This is a genomic window from Scytonema hofmannii PCC 7110, from assembly GCF_000346485.2.
GTDB lineage: Bacteria > Cyanobacteriota > Cyanobacteriia > Cyanobacteriales > Nostocaceae > Scytonema > Scytonema hofmannii.
On record NZ_KQ976354.1, the window covers coordinates 3,367,676 to 3,390,830 of the forward strand.

27 protein-coding genes and 1 tRNA gene are annotated in these 23,155 nt (G+C 41.0%); 17 read left to right on the forward strand and 11 right to left on the reverse strand.

The annotated features are described in order from the left end of the window. Nucleotides 1–42 precede the first annotated feature (42 nt). The 3 genes from WA1_RS14325 to WA1_RS14335 all read left to right on the forward strand — a co-directional run bounded on the left by WA1_RS14325 (nucleotide 43) and on the right by WA1_RS14335 (nucleotide 3,082). Nucleotides 43–1,401, forward strand: a complete 1,359-nt coding sequence (locus WA1_RS14325) for a hypothetical protein (RefSeq protein ID WP_017747662.1) — start codon at nucleotides 43–45, stop codon at nucleotides 1,399–1,401. Between the two features lie 261 nt (nucleotides 1,402–1,662). Then, nucleotides 1,663–2,169: a hypothetical protein gene (locus WA1_RS14330; RefSeq protein WP_017747661.1), complete on the forward strand. Its 507-nt coding sequence runs from the start codon at nucleotides 1,663–1,665 to the stop codon at nucleotides 2,167–2,169. 133 nt (nucleotides 2,170–2,302) lie between these two features. Continuing rightward, complete coding sequence (locus WA1_RS14335) at nucleotides 2,303–3,082, forward strand: photosystem II electron transport protein, Sll1252 family (protein ID WP_017747660.1); 780 nt, start codon at nucleotides 2,303–2,305, stop codon at nucleotides 3,080–3,082. A 79-nt stretch (nucleotides 3,083–3,161) separates the two neighbouring features. On the opposite strand, the gene WA1_RS14340 is transcribed toward WA1_RS14335, so the two are convergent. Further along, nucleotides 3,162–3,938 carry an SDR family NAD(P)-dependent oxidoreductase gene (locus WA1_RS14340; protein WP_017747659.1) on the reverse strand — a complete coding sequence of 259 codons (777 nt, stop codon included), beginning with the start codon at nucleotides 3,936–3,938 and terminating at the stop codon, nucleotides 3,162–3,164. Between the two features lie 356 nt (nucleotides 3,939–4,294). On the opposite strand from WA1_RS14340, the gene WA1_RS14345 reads away from it, so the two are divergent. Continuing rightward, nucleotides 4,295–5,617, forward strand: coding sequence for a hypothetical protein (locus tag WA1_RS14345; protein ID WP_017747658.1), 1,323 nt, complete (start codon nucleotides 4,295–4,297; stop codon nucleotides 5,615–5,617). A 118-nt stretch (nucleotides 5,618–5,735) separates the two neighbouring features. Then, on the forward strand, nucleotides 5,736–5,981 hold the full coding sequence (locus tag WA1_RS14350) for a hypothetical protein (RefSeq protein WP_066612875.1): 246 nt from the start codon (nucleotides 5,736–5,738) through the stop codon (nucleotides 5,979–5,981). A gap of 163 nt (nucleotides 5,982–6,144) precedes the next feature. Here WA1_RS14350 and WA1_RS14355 read toward each other — a convergent pair whose 3' ends face one another. After that, nucleotides 6,145–7,767, reverse strand: coding sequence for an IS1634 family transposase (locus WA1_RS14355; RefSeq protein ID WP_017750193.1), 1,623 nt, complete (start codon nucleotides 7,765–7,767; stop codon nucleotides 6,145–6,147). Nucleotides 7,768–8,110: 343 nt separating this feature from the next. Between WA1_RS14355 and WA1_RS14360 the strand changes: the two genes are divergently transcribed. Beyond that, nucleotides 8,111–8,974, forward strand: coding sequence for a hypothetical protein (locus WA1_RS14360; protein ID WP_148662687.1), 864 nt, complete (start codon nucleotides 8,111–8,113; stop codon nucleotides 8,972–8,974). 104 nt (nucleotides 8,975–9,078) lie between these two features. Then, nucleotides 9,079–9,152, forward strand: a tRNA-Val gene (locus tag WA1_RS14365). A 419-nt stretch (nucleotides 9,153–9,571) separates the two neighbouring features. On the opposite strand, the gene WA1_RS14370 is transcribed toward WA1_RS14365, so the two are convergent. The 3 genes from WA1_RS14370 to WA1_RS14380 form a co-directional block, all read right to left on the reverse strand. Continuing rightward, nucleotides 9,572–10,174 (reverse strand): hypothetical protein, encoded by a 603-nt coding sequence (locus WA1_RS14370; protein WP_017750040.1) that lies wholly within the window; start codon nucleotides 10,172–10,174, stop codon nucleotides 9,572–9,574. Nucleotides 10,175–10,314: 140 nt separating this feature from the next. Beyond that, nucleotides 10,315–10,578, reverse strand: coding sequence for a Txe/YoeB family addiction module toxin (locus WA1_RS14375; RefSeq protein ID WP_017750039.1), 264 nt, complete (start codon nucleotides 10,576–10,578; stop codon nucleotides 10,315–10,317). Beyond that, on the reverse strand, nucleotides 10,553–10,843 hold the full coding sequence (locus WA1_RS14380) for a hypothetical protein (RefSeq protein WP_017750038.1): 291 nt from the start codon (nucleotides 10,841–10,843) through the stop codon (nucleotides 10,553–10,555). The genes WA1_RS14375 and WA1_RS14380 overlap by 26 nt, the downstream gene beginning before the upstream one ends. A gap of 51 nt (nucleotides 10,844–10,894) precedes the next feature. On the opposite strand from WA1_RS14380, the gene WA1_RS58095 reads away from it, so the two are divergent. Both WA1_RS58095 and WA1_RS14390 read left to right on the forward strand, forming a co-directional pair. Beyond that, nucleotides 10,895–11,194 carry a hypothetical protein gene (locus WA1_RS58095; RefSeq protein WP_017750037.1) on the forward strand — a complete coding sequence of 100 codons (300 nt, stop codon included), beginning with the start codon at nucleotides 10,895–10,897 and terminating at the stop codon, nucleotides 11,192–11,194. An 11-nt stretch (nucleotides 11,195–11,205) separates the two neighbouring features. Then, nucleotides 11,206–11,427 (forward strand): hypothetical protein, encoded by a 222-nt coding sequence (locus WA1_RS14390; protein ID WP_017750036.1) that lies wholly within the window; start codon nucleotides 11,206–11,208, stop codon nucleotides 11,425–11,427. Nucleotides 11,428–11,672: 245 nt separating this feature from the next. On the opposite strand, the gene WA1_RS14395 is transcribed toward WA1_RS14390, so the two are convergent. Next, nucleotides 11,673–13,904 carry a protein kinase domain-containing protein gene (locus WA1_RS14395; protein WP_026135376.1) on the reverse strand — a complete coding sequence of 744 codons (2,232 nt, stop codon included), beginning with the start codon at nucleotides 13,902–13,904 and terminating at the stop codon, nucleotides 11,673–11,675. A gap of 177 nt (nucleotides 13,905–14,081) precedes the next feature. Here WA1_RS14395 and WA1_RS59735 point away from each other — a divergent pair, with 177 nt between their 5' ends. Further along, entirely contained in the window at nucleotides 14,082–14,456 is a 375-nt protein-coding gene (locus WA1_RS59735; RefSeq protein WP_017750034.1) for a DUF6887 family protein, read from the forward strand. A 117-nt stretch (nucleotides 14,457–14,573) separates the two neighbouring features. On the opposite strand, the gene WA1_RS14405 is transcribed toward WA1_RS59735, so the two are convergent. Next, nucleotides 14,574–15,701, reverse strand: coding sequence for a ligand-binding sensor domain-containing protein (locus tag WA1_RS14405; protein WP_017750033.1), 1,128 nt, complete (start codon nucleotides 15,699–15,701; stop codon nucleotides 14,574–14,576). On the opposite strand from WA1_RS14405, the gene WA1_RS59740 reads away from it, so the two are divergent. After that, nucleotides 15,667–15,906 (forward strand): hypothetical protein, encoded by a 240-nt coding sequence (locus WA1_RS59740; protein ID WP_169886873.1) that lies wholly within the window; start codon nucleotides 15,667–15,669, stop codon nucleotides 15,904–15,906. The genes WA1_RS14405 and WA1_RS59740 overlap by 35 nt on opposite strands. A gap of 21 nt (nucleotides 15,907–15,927) precedes the next feature. Here the strand turns inward: WA1_RS59740 and WA1_RS14410 are convergent, their stop codons facing one another. Further along, complete coding sequence (locus WA1_RS14410; protein ID WP_017750032.1) at nucleotides 15,928–16,443, reverse strand: GNAT family N-acetyltransferase; 516 nt, start codon at nucleotides 16,441–16,443, stop codon at nucleotides 15,928–15,930. Between the two features lie 479 nt (nucleotides 16,444–16,922). Here WA1_RS14410 and WA1_RS14415 point away from each other — a divergent pair, with 479 nt between their 5' ends. From WA1_RS14415 to WA1_RS14425, 3 genes are all read left to right on the forward strand, one after another. Beyond that, nucleotides 16,923–18,353 carry a form I ribulose bisphosphate carboxylase large subunit gene (locus WA1_RS14415; protein WP_017750031.1) on the forward strand — a complete coding sequence of 477 codons (1,431 nt, stop codon included), beginning with the start codon at nucleotides 16,923–16,925 and terminating at the stop codon, nucleotides 18,351–18,353. Nucleotides 18,354–18,440: 87 nt separating this feature from the next. Next, complete coding sequence (gene rcbX, locus WA1_RS14420; protein ID WP_026135375.1) at nucleotides 18,441–18,818, forward strand: RuBisCO chaperone RbcX; 378 nt, start codon at nucleotides 18,441–18,443, stop codon at nucleotides 18,816–18,818. Between the two features lie 38 nt (nucleotides 18,819–18,856). Continuing rightward, complete coding sequence (locus tag WA1_RS14425) at nucleotides 18,857–19,192, forward strand: ribulose bisphosphate carboxylase small subunit (RefSeq protein ID WP_017750028.1); 336 nt, start codon at nucleotides 18,857–18,859, stop codon at nucleotides 19,190–19,192. Between the two features lie 291 nt (nucleotides 19,193–19,483). On the opposite strand, the gene WA1_RS61685 is transcribed toward WA1_RS14425, so the two are convergent. Continuing rightward, nucleotides 19,484–19,588: a hypothetical protein gene (locus WA1_RS61685; protein WP_419183616.1), complete on the reverse strand. Its 105-nt coding sequence runs from the start codon at nucleotides 19,586–19,588 to the stop codon at nucleotides 19,484–19,486. Between the two features lie 51 nt (nucleotides 19,589–19,639). Next, entirely contained in the window at nucleotides 19,640–19,786 is a 147-nt protein-coding gene (locus WA1_RS56930; RefSeq protein ID WP_017750027.1) for a hypothetical protein, read from the reverse strand. A gap of 205 nt (nucleotides 19,787–19,991) precedes the next feature. On the opposite strand from WA1_RS56930, the gene WA1_RS14430 reads away from it, so the two are divergent. From WA1_RS14430 to WA1_RS14440, 3 genes are read left to right on the forward strand one after another with little or no spacing between them, the layout of a single operon-like run. Beyond that, on the forward strand, nucleotides 19,992–21,548 hold the full coding sequence (locus WA1_RS14430) for a sensor histidine kinase (protein WP_017750026.1): 1,557 nt from the start codon (nucleotides 19,992–19,994) through the stop codon (nucleotides 21,546–21,548). Further along, the gene (locus WA1_RS14435) at nucleotides 21,545–21,997 is read left to right on the forward strand and encodes a response regulator (protein WP_017750025.1); all 453 of its coding nucleotides are present in this window, start codon (nucleotides 21,545–21,547) and stop codon (nucleotides 21,995–21,997) included. The genes WA1_RS14430 and WA1_RS14435 overlap by 4 nt, the downstream gene beginning before the upstream one ends. 51 nt (nucleotides 21,998–22,048) lie before the next feature. After that, nucleotides 22,049–22,483: a response regulator gene (locus WA1_RS14440; protein WP_017750024.1), complete on the forward strand. Its 435-nt coding sequence runs from the start codon at nucleotides 22,049–22,051 to the stop codon at nucleotides 22,481–22,483. Between the two features lie 20 nt (nucleotides 22,484–22,503). Here the strand turns inward: WA1_RS14440 and WA1_RS14445 are convergent, their stop codons facing one another. Then, entirely contained in the window at nucleotides 22,504–23,106 is a 603-nt protein-coding gene (locus tag WA1_RS14445; RefSeq protein WP_017750023.1) for a gamma-glutamylcyclotransferase family protein, read from the reverse strand. Between the last annotated feature and the right edge of the window lie 49 nt (nucleotides 23,107–23,155).

Consider the following 23,155-nt stretch of genomic DNA (forward strand, 5'->3'; position numbering starts at 1 on the left):
ATACTAATAAGTATATCAAAAACCTTTGGAGGTGATTAATCAGTGCTAAAAAAGAAGAAAGGTTTCAACATTGCAACTAAAAGCGTCAAGTGTAAATTAGAGCGCAATGGATTTGATTTGACCGAAACCAAGACAGCTTTTAACGAAGTTGTCAGTTTCTACTTTGCACTAGTTAATACACATCCGGAAGGTATTGACCTGCCAAGAGAGGAAGATGGAGGATGGCGGTTTTATGAAAAGCTGACGATCGGGGAGAAAGCTGTTTATCCACTCCCTTTTGACGGGTATCCCGTGCAATTTCGTCGTGCTGCTATCAGGAAAGCTATTGGTGTTTGGGAGTCTTGGAATAGCAACTATCAAAGGTGGTTAAACCGTCCCAAAAAACAAAAGCATCATAGACCCCCAGTGCAGCCACGCTCCTTCAACTTCTCTCCCAGTTTTGATGCTGGGGTATGGAAGGATGATGATGGGCAGTCAATTATACTCAAAATACTAGTTAATGGTCAGTGGAAGTGGGTGAAATTCCAATACTTTGCACCCCTAGTAGATGCAGATTGGGTAAAAGGTTCTCTATCAGTAGTCGTCAAAGGAAATGCGGCATACATCGTTTTTCCACTCCAAAAGTATGTTCCAGCAACCGGAGGAATTAAAACAGTTATGGCCCAAGACTCCCTGAGAGTTTTGGGCGTAGATATGGACTTGGATCGTCATATTGCTATATGTTCTGTCCTAGAAGTTGACGCTAAGGGCGAAGTGTTTGAGGTGGCACGTCACTTCATCAAACAAACAAGCCACACAAAGCGTAGGAAGTTTCAGCTAGGAAGAATAGCCCAAAAGATGCAGCAGACAGGTACTGTTGACAAAGGTTTTGGTTCAAAGATGTGGGAAAACTTACACAACCGGGAAATTGAGGCAAGTAGGGCTTATGCCAGACTTATTGTTGAGTTGGCAAAAACTTGGGATGCCAGCGCGATTGTGTTTGAGCATCTCGGCAACCTCAAACCAATTCGTGGTAGATATTCCCGTCGTTCAAATCAGAAACGAGCTTACTGGTTGAAATCCAAAGTGTACCAGCAAGTCAGTCGAATAGCTTACCAAGATTACAGTATCCTCACAACAAGGGTTAACCCTCGTCATACATCGAGATTTGACCTTTGGGGTAATCCGGTGTGGCGTAGTAACGAATTCCCAAAGACGTTATTTGATTTCCAGTCCTATAAACCAGGAGCTAATTTTGTGGGAACGGTTAATGGCTACATTGCTCATTCCGGATTGAATGCTGCACGTAACATCGGGCTAAAAGCAATATTGCGACACAGAACTAATCTTGTGCCCAGGATAGGTACTTTGTACTCTTCGCGCTCTCGGTACAAGAGAAAGCCTAGAACAGTAATGTTTTAGGTGTGCAATGAAACTAGAACGGGAAATGCGACCTCCCACTTTCATAGTACTAGGCTTGGGTAAACTGCCTAATGGTTCCTACTAAACTACGCTTCTTCGTGGTTGGATCTACGATCCGTTTGCTACTCAAAGCGACTACAGAGGAGCCGAAAAAGTGAACAAATTGTGTGGGTTCACTCTTGTTTACTCCACTTTTTGGTTACTCACGCACTGGTAAGCTGTTTATTAAGAGTAGAAACTTTATTAAATCAATTTAAAAGCATGAATTACCTTGTTGCTGTTTTACCAGACCGCATGCAGGCAGAAGCTGTGTCTGTCGCTTTAGAAAAAGAGGACATAAAAGCTACAATTTTAGGGAAAGGTTACAAAAGTGCTGATGAGTTTGGGTTAATCGATCCCAACGAGCAAGCCCAAAAGCAGGCAATGTTTATGGCATACTGGCTAGTACCATTTGGGTTTTTTGCCGGTACTGGTTTTAGTGTTCTCACTGGTTTAGACACTTTTGCCTGGGCGGGTACGATTGGCAATCACATCATTGGCGGACTATTAGGTGCTGTTGCTGGTGGTATGGGCAGTGTATTCGCGGGTGGAGGAACAGGTTTAGTCTTTGGTAGCGGTGACGCTTTACCTTACCGCAACCGTTTAAATGCTGGCAAATACCTAATTGTCGTTCAAGGTCCGGAAAATGTGATTCGTAAAGCAAATCGCATATTGCGTCCTTTTGAACCAGAAAACATTCAGGACTATGCGGATTCAACGATTCGTTAGTTATTGGTTAGTGGTTAGTGGTTAGTAGGGGCGCAATGCCTTGCGCCCGTACAGTGGTTAGTGGTTACCTAACAACAACCAACAACCAACAACTAACAACCAACAACTAACAACCAACAACTAACTTTTCATAATGTTACCAAGAGAAGAATTATTAAAAGGAATTGAAAATCGAGATAGCGTAGCTCGTGTTATCGATCTAGCTGAACAAGCTATTAAGACTTGGGAAGTGGTTTGTAGCGATTTTCTCTCGCCACCAGAGTTGGCTGAAGCTCAGCAGAGTTTTAGCCGTTTAACAGAAGTGCAGTTGGTAGCTTGGGGTGGATATCCACAAGCCGAACGCCAAAGAGTCGCTATTTCTCGTTCGGAAATGCCTTTAGAGCGATCGCAAGTCGCCGTAACTGCTTTAGACATAGCGGGAAATTTTCTCTTTGATACTGCAACTCATCGCGATTTCCTCGGCGCAATGTTGGGAACTGGAATCGTCCGGGAAAAAACAGGGGACATTATTGTGCTGGGCGAACGCGGAGCACAAGTCATTGTTGTGCCGGAGTTGGTAGAATTTTTAGAGATGAACCTCAAGCAAGTGCGATCCGTTCCTGTAAAAGTTCAGCCTGTTGATATCAGCGAGTTGAAAGTCAGGGAACCGAAGAAGAAGGAATTAACAACAGTGGAAGCTTCTTTGCGACTTGATGCGATCGCCTCTGCTGGTTTTGGGATGTCTCGTAGCAAGATGGTGGAGTTAATTGATGGAGGAGATGTCCGCGTCAATTGGAGAGAAGTGACTCAAGCCAGTTCTCAAGTCAAGACAGGAGACTTAATTGCTATTCGCAGCAAAGGAAGACTCGAAGTTGGCGAAATTGCTGTCACCAAAAAAGACCGCTATCGAGTGCAATTGACCAGATTTATGTAACTGGGGAGTGGGGAATGGTGAATGGGGAGTGGGGAAAATAGCGTCAATAAGTTCTTCCCTACTCCCTACTCCCTACTCCCTATTTTTTAAACTGTTTTTCCAAGAAAAAAAGCAAAGTTTGACGAGGAACAAAGCGAGCTAATTTGCTGATAAAGTGAGTCGTAAAACCACCAATAACGACAGTAGAATCGCCCCTTTCTAAAGCTTTTAAAGATTCGCGCACCACTTCTTCTGAAGTTGACATCCCACTCGTTTTAGCTGCTAGGGCTTGAGGAAACTTAGCCTCCGCAAAAAAGTTGGTCTCAACTGGTCCCGGACAAACCACTAATACGCGCACACCATAAGGTTTATTTTCTGCCCAAAGTGCCTGACTAAAATTGAGAATAAATGCTTTGCTAGCTGAATAAACAGAAACATAAGGTATTGGTTGAAATGCGGAAAGAGAGGAGACATTAATAATGCTTCCAGAACCACGTTGACGCATTCCTGGTAGAACTCTATGAGTTAAATCAACTAATGCCAAAATATTTAACTGTATTATTTTGACGTGTCGTTCTCTGTCTCGCTTAGCAAAGTCACCATAGTCCCCAAAACCTGCATTGTTGATTAACATATCAACTGTTAATCCCTTTTCAGTGACTGTATTAAAAACAGTATCAGTTGAGCCAGATTCTGTAAGATCCGCAACAATAATATCTACCTGAATCTTGTGTTTTTCTTGTAGATGCTTAGCTAATTGGTTTAGCTTCTCTTCCGAACGAGCAACTAAAACAAGATGTGTATTGCGTGCAGCTAATTCTTCTGCAAAAGCTTTACCAATACCACCAGAGGCACCAGTAATTAAAGCAGTAGACATTCTAGATATTAGGATAGTTTTTTAGCCATTTTATAGATACTAACAATCCTGGAAACAAGTTTTAACCGTCTGGAGTTATATACCTACAAGATTAATACAAAAGGGATTAGCGACTGGAGATTAATTTCCCAGTAGGGTGGGCAATGCCCACCAATATCGAACGGTAGACATTACTGACCCTACACTCAATACTACTCTCCTAAGCGGAAATTAGAACCCCGGTTTCGCAGAAGTTACCGGGGTTCTGACACCTGTTCTGACATCTCAATTATCGTAATCCCTTGCAGTATTGACCCTACCTGTATTTTTTCTCTAACAAGTGGGAATACTAAGCTTAATATATACCAAATGCCTATATGTACCGTCTTAACAATCAAGCCTTTAGAATCTTGCGTGATGAAGCTGAAAGATGCAGTGGCAATGATGAAGTGAGCAGAATAGAGCGACAAATTTGCATGAAGCGCTTGGAAAAACTGCGTCAGGAAAAAGGCGAACCCGCAGATTTTGATGAACTCCGAGATGCAGTGATAGATATCTACCCGCAATTCAGCGAAAAGGTTTTAAAGCAAGCTGTAAGAGCTAATCAGCCACCAGGGTTGTTCAGTACAGTCAAATGGGTAACCATCTCGATCGCAACTGCAGCCGGAGTGCTGTGGATCGTCAATTTGCCCTATCCCATGATTCGCTGGCCAGTTGCCAGAACTGCTCCAATTCTGCTATTACCTAGTTTTATAAGTATGGATTATCACTATAAAGGAGCAATTAACTCTGTTGAGCAAGCAGACCAATTGGTTAATAAAGCTACCAGCCAAGCTGATATTCAGCGGGGTGCAGGGAAAGTCAAACAGGGACAACACCACCTCGATAACTTACCCGTATGGTTTTTGGGATACTATCCACAAGCTTATTGTAGTTTGTTCAGTTGCACCTGGCATTTTACTCTAGATGAGTTTGAACAAGCACGTCGCAATGTAGCACGTATGGAAGCTGTGGTTTTTCAAGAAGAAAATGCTTTTAAATCTTTGGAACAAGCAGAACAGGCGCTTCAGGTTGCCAAGCAAAAGTACGAGCAAGCAAAGACTGTACAAGACAAGATGAAGTCGCGCTCCTTAATTCAAAAAGAAATTGACCGTTTAGAGCAAATTCCCAAACAAACATTAGCAGCAGAACAGGCACAAACAAAACTGGTTGCCTACAAGCGCGATTTTGGAGAGTTTACCGTTGCTGATGCCGATAACGGTCAAACGGGTACATTGATAGAGGCGGCAAAAGTATTTGCCTTACAAGCTGCACAAGCATCACAAAATCCTCCACATCCAGCACAGAAATGGCAGCAAATAGAACGCTTGTGGACAGAAGCAATTAACCGACTTGAAGATATTAAAGTCGATGAACCTAATTATTTAGAAGCCCAAAAGCTACTAGCACAGTATCAAACAAACTTGGGAATTGTCCAACTCCGACGAGAAACAGAAAGCGAGTCCAAAGAAATTCTCAAGCAAGCCAACGAACAAATTCAGAGCTTAATTGCCTCTCCGCCCTCAGCATCCAATCAGTTAAAAGCCGAGATCCAAGGAGTTATCAACCAGTTGAAAACTGTTAAACCAGGGACAACCAGCTACGCGGACGCTCAACAGTTAATGTCTTCAGCGAACAATAAACTCAAGCAAATCAAATAAAGCCCGGACGCTTGTTAAGTCAATTGGTGCATTGTATTTCTCTACTGAGCAAAACTTTTACTTCTTCGGTCATGAGTGGGAATCATAAAAACAAAAACGTGATGTATTGAGAGCCTTTATGTATCGTCTTAACAGTCAAGCCTTTGAAATTTTGCGTGCAGAAGTGCAAAATTGTAGTGGCAAAGATGACGTTAGCAAAATTGAGCAAGAAATAGTCTTGAAGCCTTTAGAAAGATTGCTATCTCAGGAAGGTTCACCACTGTCTTTAGATGAGTTGCGTGAGAAAGTTATAACCCACATTCCGCACTTCAAATTGAAGTACAAAAAAACTACAATCAACGTAAAAGTCAAACAATTAGGATAATTAAGAAAAGAATATTGAACCAATCCGTGGCATAAAGAAAAATTATCAATTATCAAATATTTAACTGATAAAACAGGTTATTTAAGCACTAAAAATTGGAGGAATAATTATGATTTCCTCGGAAACTGAGAAATTTTTATTCACTCTCCATATACTGCTTAAATTAAGAAAGCAAATAATATTTTTGACAAGATGATGGCAGATTATTCAAAATAAAATGACGCTCTTCTGTTAAATTAACTATTTGACTAACACCGTTTAAAATTAAAATATGAATTCCTTGAAAACATTGAAATACCCACCTTAATGTAGGACTAAAAGTTAATTTTCCTAATTGATTTTTGATTCCCATCTTGACTCTTTTTAAGCTGTTTCTTAGTTGCCTTTGACCGAGATTATAAACTAATAAACACAGAGACATTAAAAATAACATCGTCTCTATTCTTTCAGGATTTTCTACAAAAAAACTATCAACAAAAAATAATGGGTCTTTCAGAAATCTAAATCCTCGTTCACATGATTGTTGATTTTTATAATTTCTCAGAATTTCTTCTGGCTCTAACTTATTCTCGTCTACTAAATTAGTTGCTAAAATAAACCTTCCTGCTTCTTTTCTTTGGATTTCTATCTCTTCTATTTTTTCATGAATGACTCCTGATATTTTATAAATAGTCTGATTCTCTTTTGATTGACTTTCAAAAATTTGAACATCTTTAATTTCAAATAGTTTCAATTTCTTATTAATGGCTTTTAGTCTGTATCTGGCTTGCTCCGGTGTTTCAAAATCTTCTTTTTTGAATGCTTTCAACTGCTTTTCAACTTTTTCTTTTTCTTTTTTTAGCTTTTTCTCTAGCTTTTCTAAATCACTAATTTTTCTGTTTTGACTTTCTACTATTAGCCATATTTGTTTAATTCCACCATAATTTACTATTTCTTCTTTCCATTTATATCCTTCTAAGTTTAGGGCTGCTCTTTTATCTCTTTCTTCTGGACTTATCTCTTCTATTTCTACAAACTTCACTAATCCCTGTGCTTTTTTAATTGTCATCGGTACTCTACTTATCCATTTTAGATGTTCAATTAATTGGAGATTTTCTTGACTATATAATGCGCTATCGCAGACCATAATACTTTCAAAATCTATTTGCTTTTTAAACTCTACTAAAATTTTTCCAAATACGGCTTTATCCGCTTCATTACCATCTCCCGCTCTCATTAATAATGGTATATCTCCATCACTACTCGTAATTAAATCTAAAATACATTGTTTCAAATCTGGTCTATGGTCACGAGAATATCCTTTGGTTACAATTATTGGTCTTTCTCTGCTTACTTCTTCTTTTTCCTGATTTTCTCCACTTTTATATTCTCCATGTAGATGAAATGATGTCGCATCCAGATGTGAATATTTTGTATTTATCTGAAATTTTTTAATCACTGATAATCCAATTTCTATAAACAGATTATTCAATCCATATTTATATAATTTATCCATGACTCTTCCCAGTTTATCGTCATTCATATAATCTTTTTTTACCTCTGAACCCAATAATATTTCGATTCCTTTATCTTCAAAAAACTGGCTAAATAAATATAAAGGTCTTGATACAAATCCTAATCCATTGATTAAAATTGCTTTCACCAATATTCCCGCTGAAATCTTCTCTCGGGTGTCTATTCCTAATTTAGAATTTATTATTTCAACTATTCCTATTTCGTCAATCAGCCCAGCTACTATTCCTAAGTGGTCGATATTCTTAATTTTCGCATCTGAGATTGGGAACATTTTTTACCTATCAAAGATTTTTGAGTTTTTCTGATTGTCCCATTTGAAATTAATCAATGTATATTTAGTTTTATCAAAAGCTGGAAATCAATTTTCTACTTTGCTTTTGCTTTATTTCTTCATGCCAACTCAATGCCGAACTACTGAAAAAATTCGTGTACTTTTATTTACCTGCATCTGAGAAGAATTATGTGACTCTCTGTACTACATTTTGAAGTGCGGAATGTGGGTTATAAATACATATCCACAATTTAGCGAAGAAGCATTAATAGCGGCAGCTGAAGCTAATACTCCACTTGGTTGTGGTTGTAGTTGTTTAAATCTATTGATAGGAGGGGTAGTTATGCTTCTTCTTATTGCTGCTACAGGTATGGGTGGATTTTGGTTACTAACAGCCTATCTTCCAAGTTTGTTGTTAGGGTCAACTACTTCTGTATCCTCAGAATCTACTACTCTTAGCACAGATGAACATTACAATCAAGCAACTGCATTGCTTGAACAAGCAGAGTACGCGATTAAGAAAGGGAATACAGGAGTAGATTTAGCATTAGGCGAAGAAAAATTAAAGTCTGCCCAAAGACATATTGAACAGTTACCAACTTCTTACACCGTTTATTCTTACAGTTCTTCTAAACGACGGCGTTCCCGGCGAGTTGCTGGGCAGTACAGTAGCCAAACAGTCTATGATGACCAATATGCTGACATTCGTTCAAAAGCTGAACAATTAGAGACGCAGCTTACGGAAAAGAAGCAGTCTCAAAGCCGCAGCGTAACTTTTATTAAGGCAGCTAAGAAATTTGCTTTCTCTGCTGCTACCGCTTCTCAACATCCACCTCACCCGTCAGATACTTGGAAACAAATTGAAAGGCAATGGTTAGAGGCGATCGCTCAATTGCAAAAAATTGAAGTTGAAGAGATAGGTTACTCAGAAGCCCAAAAATTGCTGACCACTTACAAAACTAACTTGAAGATTGTACGAAACCGATTACAAGTGCAAAATGAGGCACAAGCAACCCTCACACAAGTGAATGCACAAATTCAAAAGCTGATTAATTCTCCTCCCTCTACAGTTGAGCAGCTACAAGTAGAAATCAAGAAAATTATCAACCAGTTGAAAACCGTTAAACCTGGGACAACCAGCTACGCGGACGTCCAACAGTTACTGTCTTCAGCGAACAATAAACTCAAGCAAATCCAGGCACAATAAATAGCTCCCGATATTTTTTCCTTAAGGTCACTGGTTACTGGTCACTGTTAAGATTGGACTTGCCAAGCGAGGAAAACTTGTGTTATATTCGTTGAAGTGCTTGAGGACGTATAGCTCAGTTGGTTAGAGCGCTACGTTGACATCGTAGAGGTCACTGGTTCGAATCCAGTTACGTCCATTTTAAGGTTTACTAGCCCAATCAATCCCAAGCTCGCTTTAACGGATCGATGGGTATATCTAGATCGATCTCAATTACAGTAATCTTAGCATTCTCCACCACCGTATTTCCGATCGCGATCGCGTGTTCCTTTACTTCAATTAATTGAGCGCCAGGTTTCTCAAGAGAAAATTCAAATTGTAGCTACGACTCACTCACCGCAGTTGCTCAGACTTTTAAGTTCTCAATCATTAGTAGAGGATTTAAAGTGCGGTCTCAACCAAGGATTGGTTACTCTACTAAAGCCTGGAATCCTCCCCAATTATAGGTTTCTCCAGAACGAATCGCACTTACAAACATCTCGGCTCAATGCCTATACTACTTACAATCCACCTTTGACTTTCGCGACAATAACGTCAGTATTGCCTCTTAACTCTAAATTAACTGGATTTCACCATCCAGACCAAAAAGCCAAGAATTGACTCAAGGGGCGGAAGAGGATAATCCATTAAATCAATTGTCACCGTTTGCTCCTCCAACTTCAGGAATCGCCACTGCGTTCCACTACTGACACAACCATAAACAGTTTTGAGAGTTTGTCCTCTAGCTTCATTAAATCGCTGTGCAGCTATCATTTCGGCAATGCATTGTCCGAGTCCAGATTTTAGATCCGATTTTTTCGCCTCAACAATAACAATAGCAGGCGCTTCAACTGTTAATTGTTCTGGCGAACGACTAATCAAAAAGTCGCACACCCCATTCAGTCCAACACTTGTATCAACATTAAACTCTTCCCCAGAAAACACGCTAATTTCTTGATTGAAAATGCGCCGCACTTCTAGAAGCATGGGATTGATAATCACCTCGGAACGTGCTTTCTCTGTATCTACTGCGATCGCCCACGGTAAATCTTCTAAAATTCCTTGTAATCTGGAACTTGGAGTTACAGGTGCTAACGAGTCTGGGAAAAAGCGAATTCCCTCTACAATTGTCAGGCGAAAATCTTGTTTTACTTTGTCAATAGTAAATTGACTGTAAGGCATAGTAATAAATTTTGTTAATAGAATTGCAAGTATTTTATTTATAATGTGATCTAGACCATCTCAGTGCGATAAGCCGGGTACGGCTTGCGCGATCAAGCGATAAGCTGGTTACAGCTTGCGCTTCGCGAACGCAAACTGTTTCAGTCGTCATAGTGAAATCGACAACTCAAAATGATGATTTTAGTTTCAGTCACTTTACACACTAAACGATGCTCATTCGTAATCCGTCGCGACCAGTACCCGCTCAGTTCATGCTTTAGAGGTTCAGGTTTGCCAAGTCCAGTAAATGGTTGACGAAGAATATCGTTAATCAGAGCGATGATCTTGCGATGAATTTTTTTATCTTGTGCCGCCCAGTCGTTGAATTGTTCAAATGCCTCAGGAGCGAACGTTATATTCTTCATTCCATTCCTCAGGTGTAAAACTGACCAGATTGGTCTTTGTTTCGACGTTTTGAATAGCACTCATCAAGTCATGGCGATTAGCTTCAGTAGACAGCAAATACTCTGTCGCATCTTGTGGAGTAGATTGGCTAGCATTCATCTCAACACCATCTTGTTCTACTAAAACAATCACTTCAACAACAGTTCCTTCTGCCAACTCAGACGTTTGAATCTCAATTTTGCCATCCTTGCCAACAACTACCTGCTGTTTAATGCCACTTAACACGGTTGAATCCTCATGGTCTTATATTTCACTCTATTTTCAGTGTAGCTTAGCATGAGATTGACGTATGGGAAGGGAGAGATAATTAACTTGCTTTCACCATCCACACCAAAAAGCCAAGAATTGACTCAATGGGCGGAAGAGAATAATCCATTAAATCAATTGTCACTGTTTGCTCCATTTGTGATAGATTTCTTTGTTTTCTGGATATTTCAGTCGTGGCTAGTACCGGATGATATGGCACGTCGTCAGTGGCATGATACTACAATATTGTGGGTAGTGCGTCTTGTACCTTTTGTAGGTCTTGTTGTGTACTTGCTGCGCCGTCCCTCACTACCCATTGACAAAAGCTAACCTTGCAAAAGATGAAAGATAAGATAATTCAGAGAAAGTCAGCGTTAATGTTGCAGCAGATTGAGAGCCATGCTCATAAACTAGGTAAATCTGTTCATCCACAAATTCATCTACCAATACGAACTCAACAAGAATTAATTGAAATCAAAGCTCGGCTGAAGGAACTGAAAAAAGGAATATCTCTAAAGGGGTTATTTATTCGGCAAGCAAGAGAAGAAGGACGAAAATATTAATGCTTTATTATATGGGAAGATGGCACGATCTCTATGCATTATTTAAACGGTAATGAATACAAAGAGGTTCAGCAGAGCCATTTTCTACCCAACTTAAACACGAAGCGGTTAGCGCAGTGTGCAATAATCGAGTCTAGATCTCAAGCGGTAAGAGCATTTAGGGTTCATTAATCTAGGATTTACACATTGACAAAAAACTTCAGATATGTATAAAGACATTTGTACAGTGCGTAAGTCCTAATGTCTTATGGCAAACGCCAAATTTTAATAGTTTTATCTGTACTTCCACTGACTAAAGTTTTACCATCTGAGCTAATAGCTAAAGTCAGAATTAAATCTTCATGACCTTTAAGTGTATTTTCAACTTCGCCTGTTTTTAAATCCCATATTTTAATTGTATTGTCAAAACTACCGCTAAAGAGCGTCTTACCATTCGGGCTAATTGCTACGGATGTCACGCCATATTTGTGCCAATTCAGAGTATTCTGTAACTTACCTGTTTGCAAATCCCACATTTTAATACTTTTATCTGCACTTCCACTCACCAAAGTTTTTCCATCTGGACTGAATACAAGGGAATAAATCAAATTAGTATGCCCAGTAAAGGTTGTTTTTAACGATGGGGGTTTTAAATTCCAAATATTAATAGTGTTGTCGTAACTTCCACTCGCCAAAGTTTGCCCGTCTGGACTAAAGGCAACCCGCCACACGGATTTATCGTGCTCGCCTAGAGTATTTTCTAAATTTCCTGTTTGTAAATCCCACATTTTGATAGTTTTATCTGCACTTGCACTAGCTAAAGTCTTTCCATCTGGTGCGATCGCCACAAAATTTACACTGTCCTTATGCCCCGCGAGCGTGCTTTTCAACCCCGGTGTTTGCAAATCCCAAATTTTGATAGTACCGTCTTTACTTCCACTGACTAAAGTTTTGCCATCTGGTGCGATCGCCACAGAGGAAACTCCGTCACGATGACCATTTAAAGAAGTTTTTATCCCACCCGTTCGCAAATTCCAAATTTTGATAGTGCTGTCTCCACTTCCACTCACCAAAGTTTGCCCATTTGGACTAATAGCAACGGAACCTACCCATTCATTATGCCCAATGAGACTATTGACAAGGGACAGTTTTTCATAGGCAAGAGTAGTGTTTGGAAGATGGGTTGTCATTTGCCACATTCCATATCCCCCAAAACCCATCAATATAATTGCACTACTCACTATTAAGGGTTGCGGGAATTTATTTTTCTGTGTGAATTTATCGACAACTGAAGGTAGCGAAGGTTCTAAGCGTTTATCCTTGTCTAATTTATGCATAGCAAGCGGGATGCGATCGCCTTTGGCGCAAGCTGTACTCAGCTTATCGCGAAGCGCAAGCCGTACCCGGCTATCGCTCTTGGCGCAAGCCGTACCCGGCTTATCGCTTGCTTCTGTTGGTGGGACTTCAATTGGTACAGGTGAAGGTTGAGAATGATAAGTTGCCGTTGGAGGAGAAGGTTCAGTTGGTATAGGTGAAGGTTGAGAGTAATAAGTTGCTGTAGGTGGTGGGACTTCAGAAATAGAGATTTGATAATCCAAATTTAAATCTTGCAAAACCGCCTCTGCTGACTGATAGCGTTGCTGATGGTTTGGTTGCAACAGAATCTCTAAAATATGCGCTAATTCCTGGCTTATAGGTTGACGCAAGTATTGTCGCCAACTTGTAACCCACCCAAAACCCTGTTGCTTCCACAATTCCCAAGGCGCTATCCCCGTCAGTAAGTGAAAGCATGTTGCTCCTAAACTAAATAAATCGCTTGCTGGATATGCTTCCCCATCCTGCATTTGTTCGAGTGGAGCATAACCGAAGGAACCAATCGTTGTTCCTGGTTGAGTCATCACTGTCTCAGTTAACTGTTTGGAAGCACCAAAATCAATCAGGAATATATCCCCTTGACTTCCTCTAATCAGCGAGGGAGATTTGCGTCGCAAAATATTCTGAGGTTTGATATCTCTGTGAATAACTTTATATTCATGGACTACAGCAAGAATATTGAGAATATTAGATAATAATTCTCGCAATTTTTGTTCGCCATATGTTCCTTCCTGTTTCAACTCATCCAATAAATTCTCACCATCAATAAATTGCTGCACCAGATACAAGCGCTTATCTTCTTCAAAATATGCAAACAACGTAGGAATTTGTGGATGTTCTCCCAATTGTTGCAGTCGCATTGCTTCTTGTTCAAACAGTTCTGTTGCCTTCTGAATAGCACCCGTTCCCTGTGCTTGAGGCGCAAATTGCTTGATAACACATTTTTCGTTGAGTTTATCAGTATCAAGCGCCAAGTAAGTTTTACCAAAGCCGCCGCCACCCAATGACTGAATTGGGCGATAGCGATTTCTCAACACTATTAAAGGAGTTCCGCACTTGGGGCAAAATTGCGTACCGTCAGAACAAGGTGGATTGTGACACGAGGAATTAAGGCAACATATCATAGGATATGCATCTATCAAAGGATAGGTTAATTATTACTCAACACTAGAAAGTTGTCTTGTATTAGTGTAAAATTTTACTTTTATTTAGGATAATAGTGAAATACACGTAGGGTGGGCAATGCCGCACAAAAACCTTTGCGGCGGGCATTGCCCCTAATGGATTTTGGAGATTTTTAGATGAAACCGAATTTTCATGAAATGAGTAGATCTGAACTCAAAGCTTATGTGCTTGCACATAGAGATGACGATGAGGCAATCCGTGTCTTATTTAGTCGCCGCAATCCCTCTGACTCACAAGCAAAGTGGTATCCCCCGCTATGTACTCCAGAAGGTGTCCCCATAGAAGAAAATCTTCGTATAGCTGAAGAAGCCATGAGGAAGAGAGCAGAATTAGACTATGAAAAACGAAGACAAAGAGAGATACAAGAAGAGCAACAATTGAAGGCACGGCTTCGCCAGGAAATTGAGACGGAACTAGAAGAAAAAATTCGGCAGGAAATTGAGAAAGAAATAGAAGAAAAGATTCGTCGAAAAATAGAGCAAGGTCATTAAAATGATGGGCAATGGGCAATGGGCAATGGGCAATGGGAATTGAAGAAGTTTTGACAATGCTCTATGCCCCATGCCCTATTCCCTATTCCCTACTCCCCACTCCCTACTCCCTACTCCCTACTTAACAGCGCGAGTAAAAGCAAGATGAGGTTGTGCTTTTTGCATTTTCGGCATTAACCAAGCTAAACCTTCACTAGTACCAATCCATAATTTATTGCCGATATCAGGAGCAATACTGAGAACACGGCTAGAGGGAAGACCAGGAATTTCGTCTAACAATCCTCCAGTGTATGGATTTAATCGTAGCAAACCATTATTAGTGCCAACCCAAACACTTCCATCTTTAGAAAAACGCACAGCAGTCACGTTACGTCCGCGCAGGCGAGCTACCGACCTCAACACCATACCAGTTTTTGGATTAATAACTAACAAATTGTTTGGCATACCAGCCCAAATTAATCCTTCCGGGCTAATAGCTAAAGCTTGTACGGTTGTGCCTGGTAAATTATTAATCCGCTTCATGATATAAGCATTAGTAGTATTAACCCGTACCACACCATCAAGCGTACCAACCCAAAGTTGACCTTCGGCATCTAAAGTCATAGCATTACCACTGACGCCAGGTAGGTTCTTTAAGGTGGTCATGATTAAACCTTGGTCGGGGCTAACTAGGGCTAAGCCAGTATCTGTTCCAGTCCACAAGTAGCCACGCTTATCAACTAATAAAGATAACACCCGCTTAGAAGGCAAAAATAAATTCTGTGCCGTGATTTCACCACTGCGAATGTCAACTCGCTGCAAACCCTCATAGGTTCCTACCCACAAACGCCCTACTTTATCTTGAGCGATCGCACCAATTGTTACGTTTGGTAAATTCACCCGAGTTAAAATCTTACCAGTGTTCGGGTCAATGCGTGACAATCCCCGCCAAGAACCTACCCAGAGGTTACCTGTGACATCTTGTTGTAAAGCGTTGATACGATAATCGGTATCTTGCAAACGTTCTTGCAGTTGCCGTTCATCAGGTAATGGATCTTGTCGGGGTGGTGGTGCAGAAGGTGGGTAGGCTGGAGTTAATTCCGATGGATCTACCTTTAGAATTTTTTGAGCTAAAAGATTTTGACTATCGATTTTACGGGCAGTTGCTGGAATTGCCATAGCTACATGAGTCACATTTGGCAAAGCTACAAACCCTAAAAGGATAGAACTAATGAATAAACGAGTACGCTTGCAAAGAAACACCACGGTTACACTTCCTTTAAAACAGTTTCCTCAAGGAAATAGGAAGAAGAGACAAGGAAGAGGGGGAAGACAAAGGAGAAAAGTTTTCCTCTTCCCCTTTATCTTCCTTGTCCTCTACTCCCTACTTCCTATTCCCCACTCCCTTTCTTTGAATAAACTCAGTGTTCCCACAGGTGGTATTTTTTTAACAGTGACCAGTGACCAGTGACCAGTGACCAGTGACCATGATTTACCAATTTTCTCGACCAATACTGTAAATGACTGCTTCACTTCCAAAGATTTCTGTTGTACCTTCTAATTTTTCTCCTAACTTTTGGGCAACCCTTATAGAGGCTGTGTTCTGCGGACGAATCAAACTTATGACACGAGATTGCTGTAGTACGTTGAAAGCATAATCTATTGCTGCCGTTGCACCTTCTGTCGCAAAACCACGTCCCCAGTACTGTCTTCGCAATGTCCAGCCTATCTCGAATCCGGGCCAACCCTCTGGTTTCCAGCAACCAATCCGACCAATCATTTCACCATTTTGGCGTTCTTCAACAGCCCACATTCCATACTGACGGAGTTGCCAGTGACCGAGCATTGTTGCCATACTGCGCCATGACTCCCATCGAGACAAAGGTTTTCCAGTACCGATGTAGCGCATAACTTCTGGGTCACCGCACATCTCGGCATAAGCATCAAGATCTTCTTCAAGAAATCCCCGCAAGAGAAGACGTTGGGTTTCAAGTTGAGGAATATGCATTTTACACTAAGTTGTACACAAAAATAATAAATGAATGCAAGTAATTATTAAGCAATTTATTGCTAACTGTTTGGTAGTTACAACGTCTACCTAATACCAAGCCATCATTAATATTTTTTGGCTGTGACCTATAATCATCGCAGGTCTTTTGTAAAGCATTCTTAATAAAATGTTAAAAGAATATTTAATAACAAATTTAAATGAAAAAGTTAAAAATATTCAAAGAATAACTTATTGATTTCTTGATATATTGTGAGACAAGTAACAAATCACGTGATGTGCAGTTTATTCTTTCACTCATCACAGCTTTGGATTTCTGTCAATAAGTTGCACCGAAAACGAGACTCTCTGTAAGAGGTAACTCCTGACACATAGTTTCTCCTAATCTATCCTTGACTAGCAGGGAGAAATTAAGGGTGAGAGGAAGATGCACGTGACGTGATTTGTGGGTAAAAAGAGTGACTTCTTGGAAGGGAAATATGTCTTACGCTCAAACGAAGACTCAGTCGAAATCAGGCTATCAAGCTGGGGTAAAAGATTACAGATTAACATATTATACCCCCGATTACACTCCTAAAGATACAGACATTTTAGCGGCATTCCGTGTTACACCCCAGCCTGGAGTTCCATTTGAAGAGGCAGGCGCTGCTGTGGCTGCTGAGTCTTCTACTGGTACCTGGACAACTGTATGGACAGATTTGTTAACCGACCTGGATCGTTACAAAGGTCGTTGTTACGATATTGAACCAGTTCGCGGTGAAGACAATCAATTTATTGCCTACATTGCTTATCCTCTAGACTTGTTTGAAGAAGGTTCTGTAACCAATATGTTTACCTCGATTGTAGGTAACGTATTCGGTTTCAAAGCTCTTAAAGCACTTCGTCTAGAAGATTTACGGATTCCAGTTGCTTACCTGAAGACATTCCAAGGACCTCCTCACGGTATCCAAGTAGAACGCGACAAACTGAACAAGTACGGTCGTCCTCTGTTGGGTTGTACCATTAAACCCAAATTGGGTCTGTCAGCTAAGAACTACGGACGCGCTGTATACGAGTGCTTGCGTGGTGGTCTGGACTTCACAAAAGACGACGAAAATATCAACTCCGCACCATTCCAACGTTGGCGCGATCGCTTCTTGTTCGTAGCTGATGCTATCAACAAATCACAAGCAGAAACAGGCGAAATCAAAGGTCACTACCTAAACGTGACGGCTCCAACCTGCGAAGAAATGCTGAAGCGTGCTGAGTTCGCTAAAGAACTCAAGATGCCCATCATCATGCACGACTACCTCACAGCAGGTTTCACCGCTAACACCACATTGGCTCGTTGGTGTCGTGACAACGGTTTGTTGCTTCACATTCACCGCGCTATGCACGCGGTTATCGACCGTCAAAAAAACCACGGTATCCACTTCCGTGTTTTGGCTAAAGCTTTGCGTATGTCTGGTGGCGACCACATTCACACCGGAACCGTAGTAGGTAAGCTGGAAGGCGATCGCGCAATCACAATGGGCTTTGTTGACTTGTTGCGTGAAAACTATGTCGAGCAAGACAAGTCTCGCGGTATCTACTTCACCCAAGACTGGGCTTCCATGCCTGGAGTCATGGCAGTTGCTTCTGGTGGTATCCACGTATGGCACATGCCAGCACTGGTAGAAATTTTTGGTGATGACTCCGTACTGCAGTTCGGTGGTGGAACCCTCGGTCACCCATGGGGTAACGCACCAGGTGCTACCGCTAACCGCGTGGCTCTCGAAGCATGTGTCCAAGCTCGTAACGAAGGTCGCAACTTGGCTCGCGAAGGTAACGATGTTATCCGCGAAGCTGCTAAGTGGTCTCCTGAATTGGCAGTTGCTTGCGAGCTATGGAAGGAAATCAAGTTCGAGTTTGAAGCAGTTGATACCGTCTGATGATTTTGGATTTCGTATTTTGGATTTTGGATGATTACTCTAAAATCCAAAATCTAAAATCTAAAATCAAGGGGGCTGGGGTCAAGCATGAACATCAAGCAAATTGCGAAAGACACAGCCAAGACGCTGCAAAGCTACCTGACATATCAGGCGTTGAGGACAGTGTTAGCTCAACTTAGCGAAACAAATCCTCCCTTGGCACTTTGGTTACAACGCTTCTCAGCAGACAAAATTCAAGATGGAGAAGCATACCTTCGGGAACTTTTCCAGGAAAAGCCAGACTTAGCTTTGCGAATCATGACTGTCAGGGAACACATAGGGGAAGAAATAACTGAATTCTTACCGGAAATGGTTCGTACTGGCATTCAGCAAGCCAATATGGAACACCGTCGCCAGCATCTTGAGCGCATTACGCAAATGAGTGATTCAACTCCCAGCCCAGAGCCAGAGCAAGAGAACGGTTAATCGTTCAGCAAGCAACAACTACCCATCACTATTAAGTTATGCAAACTTTACCAAAAGAGCGTCGTTACGAAACCCTTTCTTATCTGCCTCCCCTCACTGATGCTCAAATTAGCAGACAGGTTCAGTACATTCTCGACCAGGGTTTCATACCCGCGATCGAGTTTAATGAAACATCTGAGCCAACTGTATATTACTGGACACTGTGGAAACTGCCTTTGTTCAGCGCTAGAAGCACTCAAGAAGTTCTGAGTGAAGTGCAGTCTTGCCGTTCTCAGTATGGCAATTGCTTTATCCGTGTTGTTGGTTTTGATAATATCAAGCAGTGCCAAGTTCTCAGCTTTATCGTTCACAAACCCAATCAGAGCAGATACTAAGACTGCTTCCTTGGAAATAATTGTGAAAAAACTATAGTCTCTAATTTATCCCCAAATGGAAGAGGTAGAACTTTCTACCTCTGTTTTTTATTTCAATATTGTTTTACTCTCTAAACAAAGAAAACCAAGAAAACGCAAGATGTTATATAATGTCCGATTTTGTCTAGTTAACTATGTACTAGGAGTTTCCTCCTATCCCTCTTGAAGATTACTTAATTAAATGAACCGCACTCGACGCGTTCGTGTAGCGTCTCCGTCAGGAGAAGAAAGAGGAGAAGAAGATCGGTAATCTTATGGCGGTTCGGGAGTACCATGGATGCTACTGAATAGAGTTTGTCCATCTAGGCTGAAAGCAAGGGAACGAACGTAACTCGTATGACCATTAAGAGTACAAATTTTCTCACCTGTATCTAAACAGGTAGGACGTGGGGTTTCTTTTGGATTAAGCTAACTGATACTTTTTACTTTCACTATCTCTTGTATCATTTTAATATCAAAAATCTCTTGTGTTTCCCTATTTATATATGATTCATTTGCAACGATTTTAAAGCCTTCATAACCTGCCTCTATTAAATCTCCTACTACTGCTTGCAAAAGTTCTAAGTCTCCCTCTTCGAGAGCTTCTCTTAAATACCCTGCTGCACGTTCTGATACTTGTAAATGTGTCTTAATTAGATAGCATGAAATTTAATACCTTTTTTAGCCATTTTTTAACTCCCGTAATCTTCCCAGTATTGTTGTGCCTGCAAAATGTCTTTATCAAGTTCAACCAATTCTCAGTCTTAAAATGTATACGCAGATGGCAGTACATACAGCCGTCTGCTTCATTGTGCTGAATTTAGGCATTCTCTTTGTGTACCCCCAACAAGGATTTATGCACGTAATTTCATCTGAAAGCATTGGGGGAGCGATCGCGCCTCGTCTTATACCGACAGCAATTGTGATTCCATTGATCTTGGGATGGTTCAGTCTTCTCCTCGAGCATATAAGTCTTTTTCACTCAGCATTTGGAACCTCAATCTACGCCGTGCTTATGGCTGTTATCTTAGTGACTATAATTTGGTGGAATGCCGCTTTATTGCATAAAATAGATAGCCAACGCCAAGCAGCTGATGAGGCACTGCAAAGAGCTAATAATGAGTTGGAAATTAAAATTTTACAGCGTACTGCGGCACTCCGAGAAACTAACGATCGCCTGAATCAGGAAATTGCCGAACGTCAGCGTACAGAAGCAGCTTTGAAAGAAAGTGAATCTCGCTTGCAAGCAATTTTGGATGAAACAACAGCAGTCATTTTTCTTAAAGATACTGAAGGAAAGTTTATTACAGTCAATCGCACTTTTGAGCACTTGTTTCATATTTCACGAGAACAAATTCGAGGTAAGACAGACTATGACTTTGTACCTCCTGAGGTGGCTGAGGCGGTGCGAGAGAATGACCGAGAGGTACTTGCCTTAAAAAAACCGATTGAGCGGGAAGAAGTCATACCTCAAGATGATGGGATACACACTTACATTTCAGTAAAGTTTCCTCTGTTATATGGAAATGTACCTTATGCAGTGTGTGGCATTGCAACAGACATTACCGAGCGAAAAAAAGCTGAAGAGCAAATCCGCGAACTGAATGAGACTTTAGAACGTCGGGTTGAGGAACGCACCTCTCAACTTGAACAAGCTAATGAGGATCTCGAAGCTTTTTCTTACACTGTCGCCCACGATCTGAAAGCACCTTTAAGGGGAATACAGGGTTACGCTTTAGCTTTACTTGAAGATTATGACGATGGACTAGATGAGTTAGGAAAAAGTTATATCCAAAGTATTTTTACTGGTACGGAACGCATGAGCGATCTAGTAGACGATCTACTGACTTACAGTCGTTTGAGCCGTGAAGAACTTAAGCTGGCTCCAGTAAATTTGTCTCAGGTGATTGAAGAAGCTCAAACCCTATTAGGATCGGAGCTACGCGAACGAGAAGCTAATCTCAGAGTTGAACATCCGTTACCTACAATCATAGGTCACCGTGGTACTTTACTTCAAATAATCGTTAACTTATTATCAAATGCTGCTAAATTTGTGGCTGTTGGGGTTAAACCTCAAATACGTATTTGGGCAAAAGAGGAAGGTGAACGAGTGCGCTTATGGGTTGAAGATAACGGAATCGGAATTGCTCCGCAGTATCAAGAGTGGATTTTTGGAGTTTTTGAGCGACTGCACAGTTGGGAACTTTTCTCAGGAACGGGAATTGGATTAGCTATTGTGAGGAAAGGTGCAGAACGCATGGGAGGGGAGGCTGGAGTTGATTCAGTACCCAACCAAGGAAGCCGTTTTTGGGTTAAATTTAAGGCGGTGAAGCAGTGAACAGTCCAAATCAGGCAACGATTTTACTTGTCGAAGATGAACCTGCTGACGTTTTTAGAGTGCAACGAGCTGTACGTAAAGCTAATTTGCCGATTTCTTTAGAAGTTGTTAGCGATGGGGAACAGGCAGTGCTTTATTTGAATGGAGAGGCACCTTATGAAGATCGCGATCGCTATCCCTTACCAGTGCTCATGTTGTTAGATCTCAAACTCCCCCGACTTTCTGGGTTTGAAGTTTTAGATTGGCTGAGAGAATCAACGATAAAACACTTGCCGGTTGTAGTTTTAACTTCTTCTGAGGAACAAGTAGATATAGAGCGAGCATATGCTCTCGGAGCTAATTCTTATTTGACTAAGCCTATTGACTTTAATGCTTTACTGGAAATGATCCAAGCAATTGGAACTTATTGGGTTACGCTCAATAGACCCCCCTATGCTAGAGCCGATTAACAACATAAATGTGGCAACCTTTATTGAGAGGGTGTTTAAGGTAAGCGGTAAATGGCAGGGATAACATTACAGAAAAAGACCGTTTTAGTTGTAGAAGACGAACTGTCTGACCAATTTCTCCTTCAAAGAGCATTTGCTCAAATCAACCAAGAAGAACTTGCTCTTCATGTTGTCAAAACTGCAGAAGAGGCAATAGGTTATTTACAGGGATCTGAACCCTATCAAGAACGAGCAACGAACCCCCTACCTGTTTTGATCGTGCTGGATTTAAGACTTCCCGGTATGTCAGGTTTGGATTTGCTCAAATGGGTTAAAAAACAACCACAGTTTCATGATTTACCAGTCATAGCTTTGACTGCTTATGGGAATCGGGATTTGCCTCGTGCTTATGATTTGGGCATTGATTTTTATTTGCTCAAACCAGTAGAGGCAAATAGTTTAGCTGAAGTTTTGACTGGGCTTGGCATATACGGCAATGGTGCTTAACAACCAGAGAACTCTTAGTATCATAACGCTAGGCGATCGCTGCACCGTATTTGATGACGTTGTTGTAATTGATACATATGATGGAAGAGACTCCAGCAATATTCTTCTGGCAAGCCGCAAGTGACAGCACCTTGCAGAACAACATTAAAATACCAGTCGTTAGGAGCGACTTCCTCTAAAAGCTTATCAACGACAACATATGTACGGACATCTTTGTAGACCTTCCCTTCACAGTGAATATCCACATATTCATGACGGTAACCACCTTGAGGGACATCTTCTCGTTTATCCAAGCGATCGCTCAAGCGCCAAGGCAATTGATAAAGTACACCTCTAACACTAGCTTTAGGGTCTTTCACCACATCCAAAACACCACATTTGCGAGTTGGCGAGATGCGATAAAATCCTAATCGATAGGCTTTCAGCGTACCAGTACCAATCACATAGGGATGCGTCTTTTCACCAAGAGAGCGTTTTAAATCAACAGGACACATACACGAACCATAAGCAAAGTAATAAAACATTGATTCCTTCGCTTGTACTTGTTGCAGTTCCGAGTTTATATTGTCAGAGTTATGAGTTTGTACCCAACTGTAATGAATGTGTCCAGCTTGGTTGCTCATCTTTAATTTAAGTATTATTTTTATACAATACTATAACATTCCAAGCAAC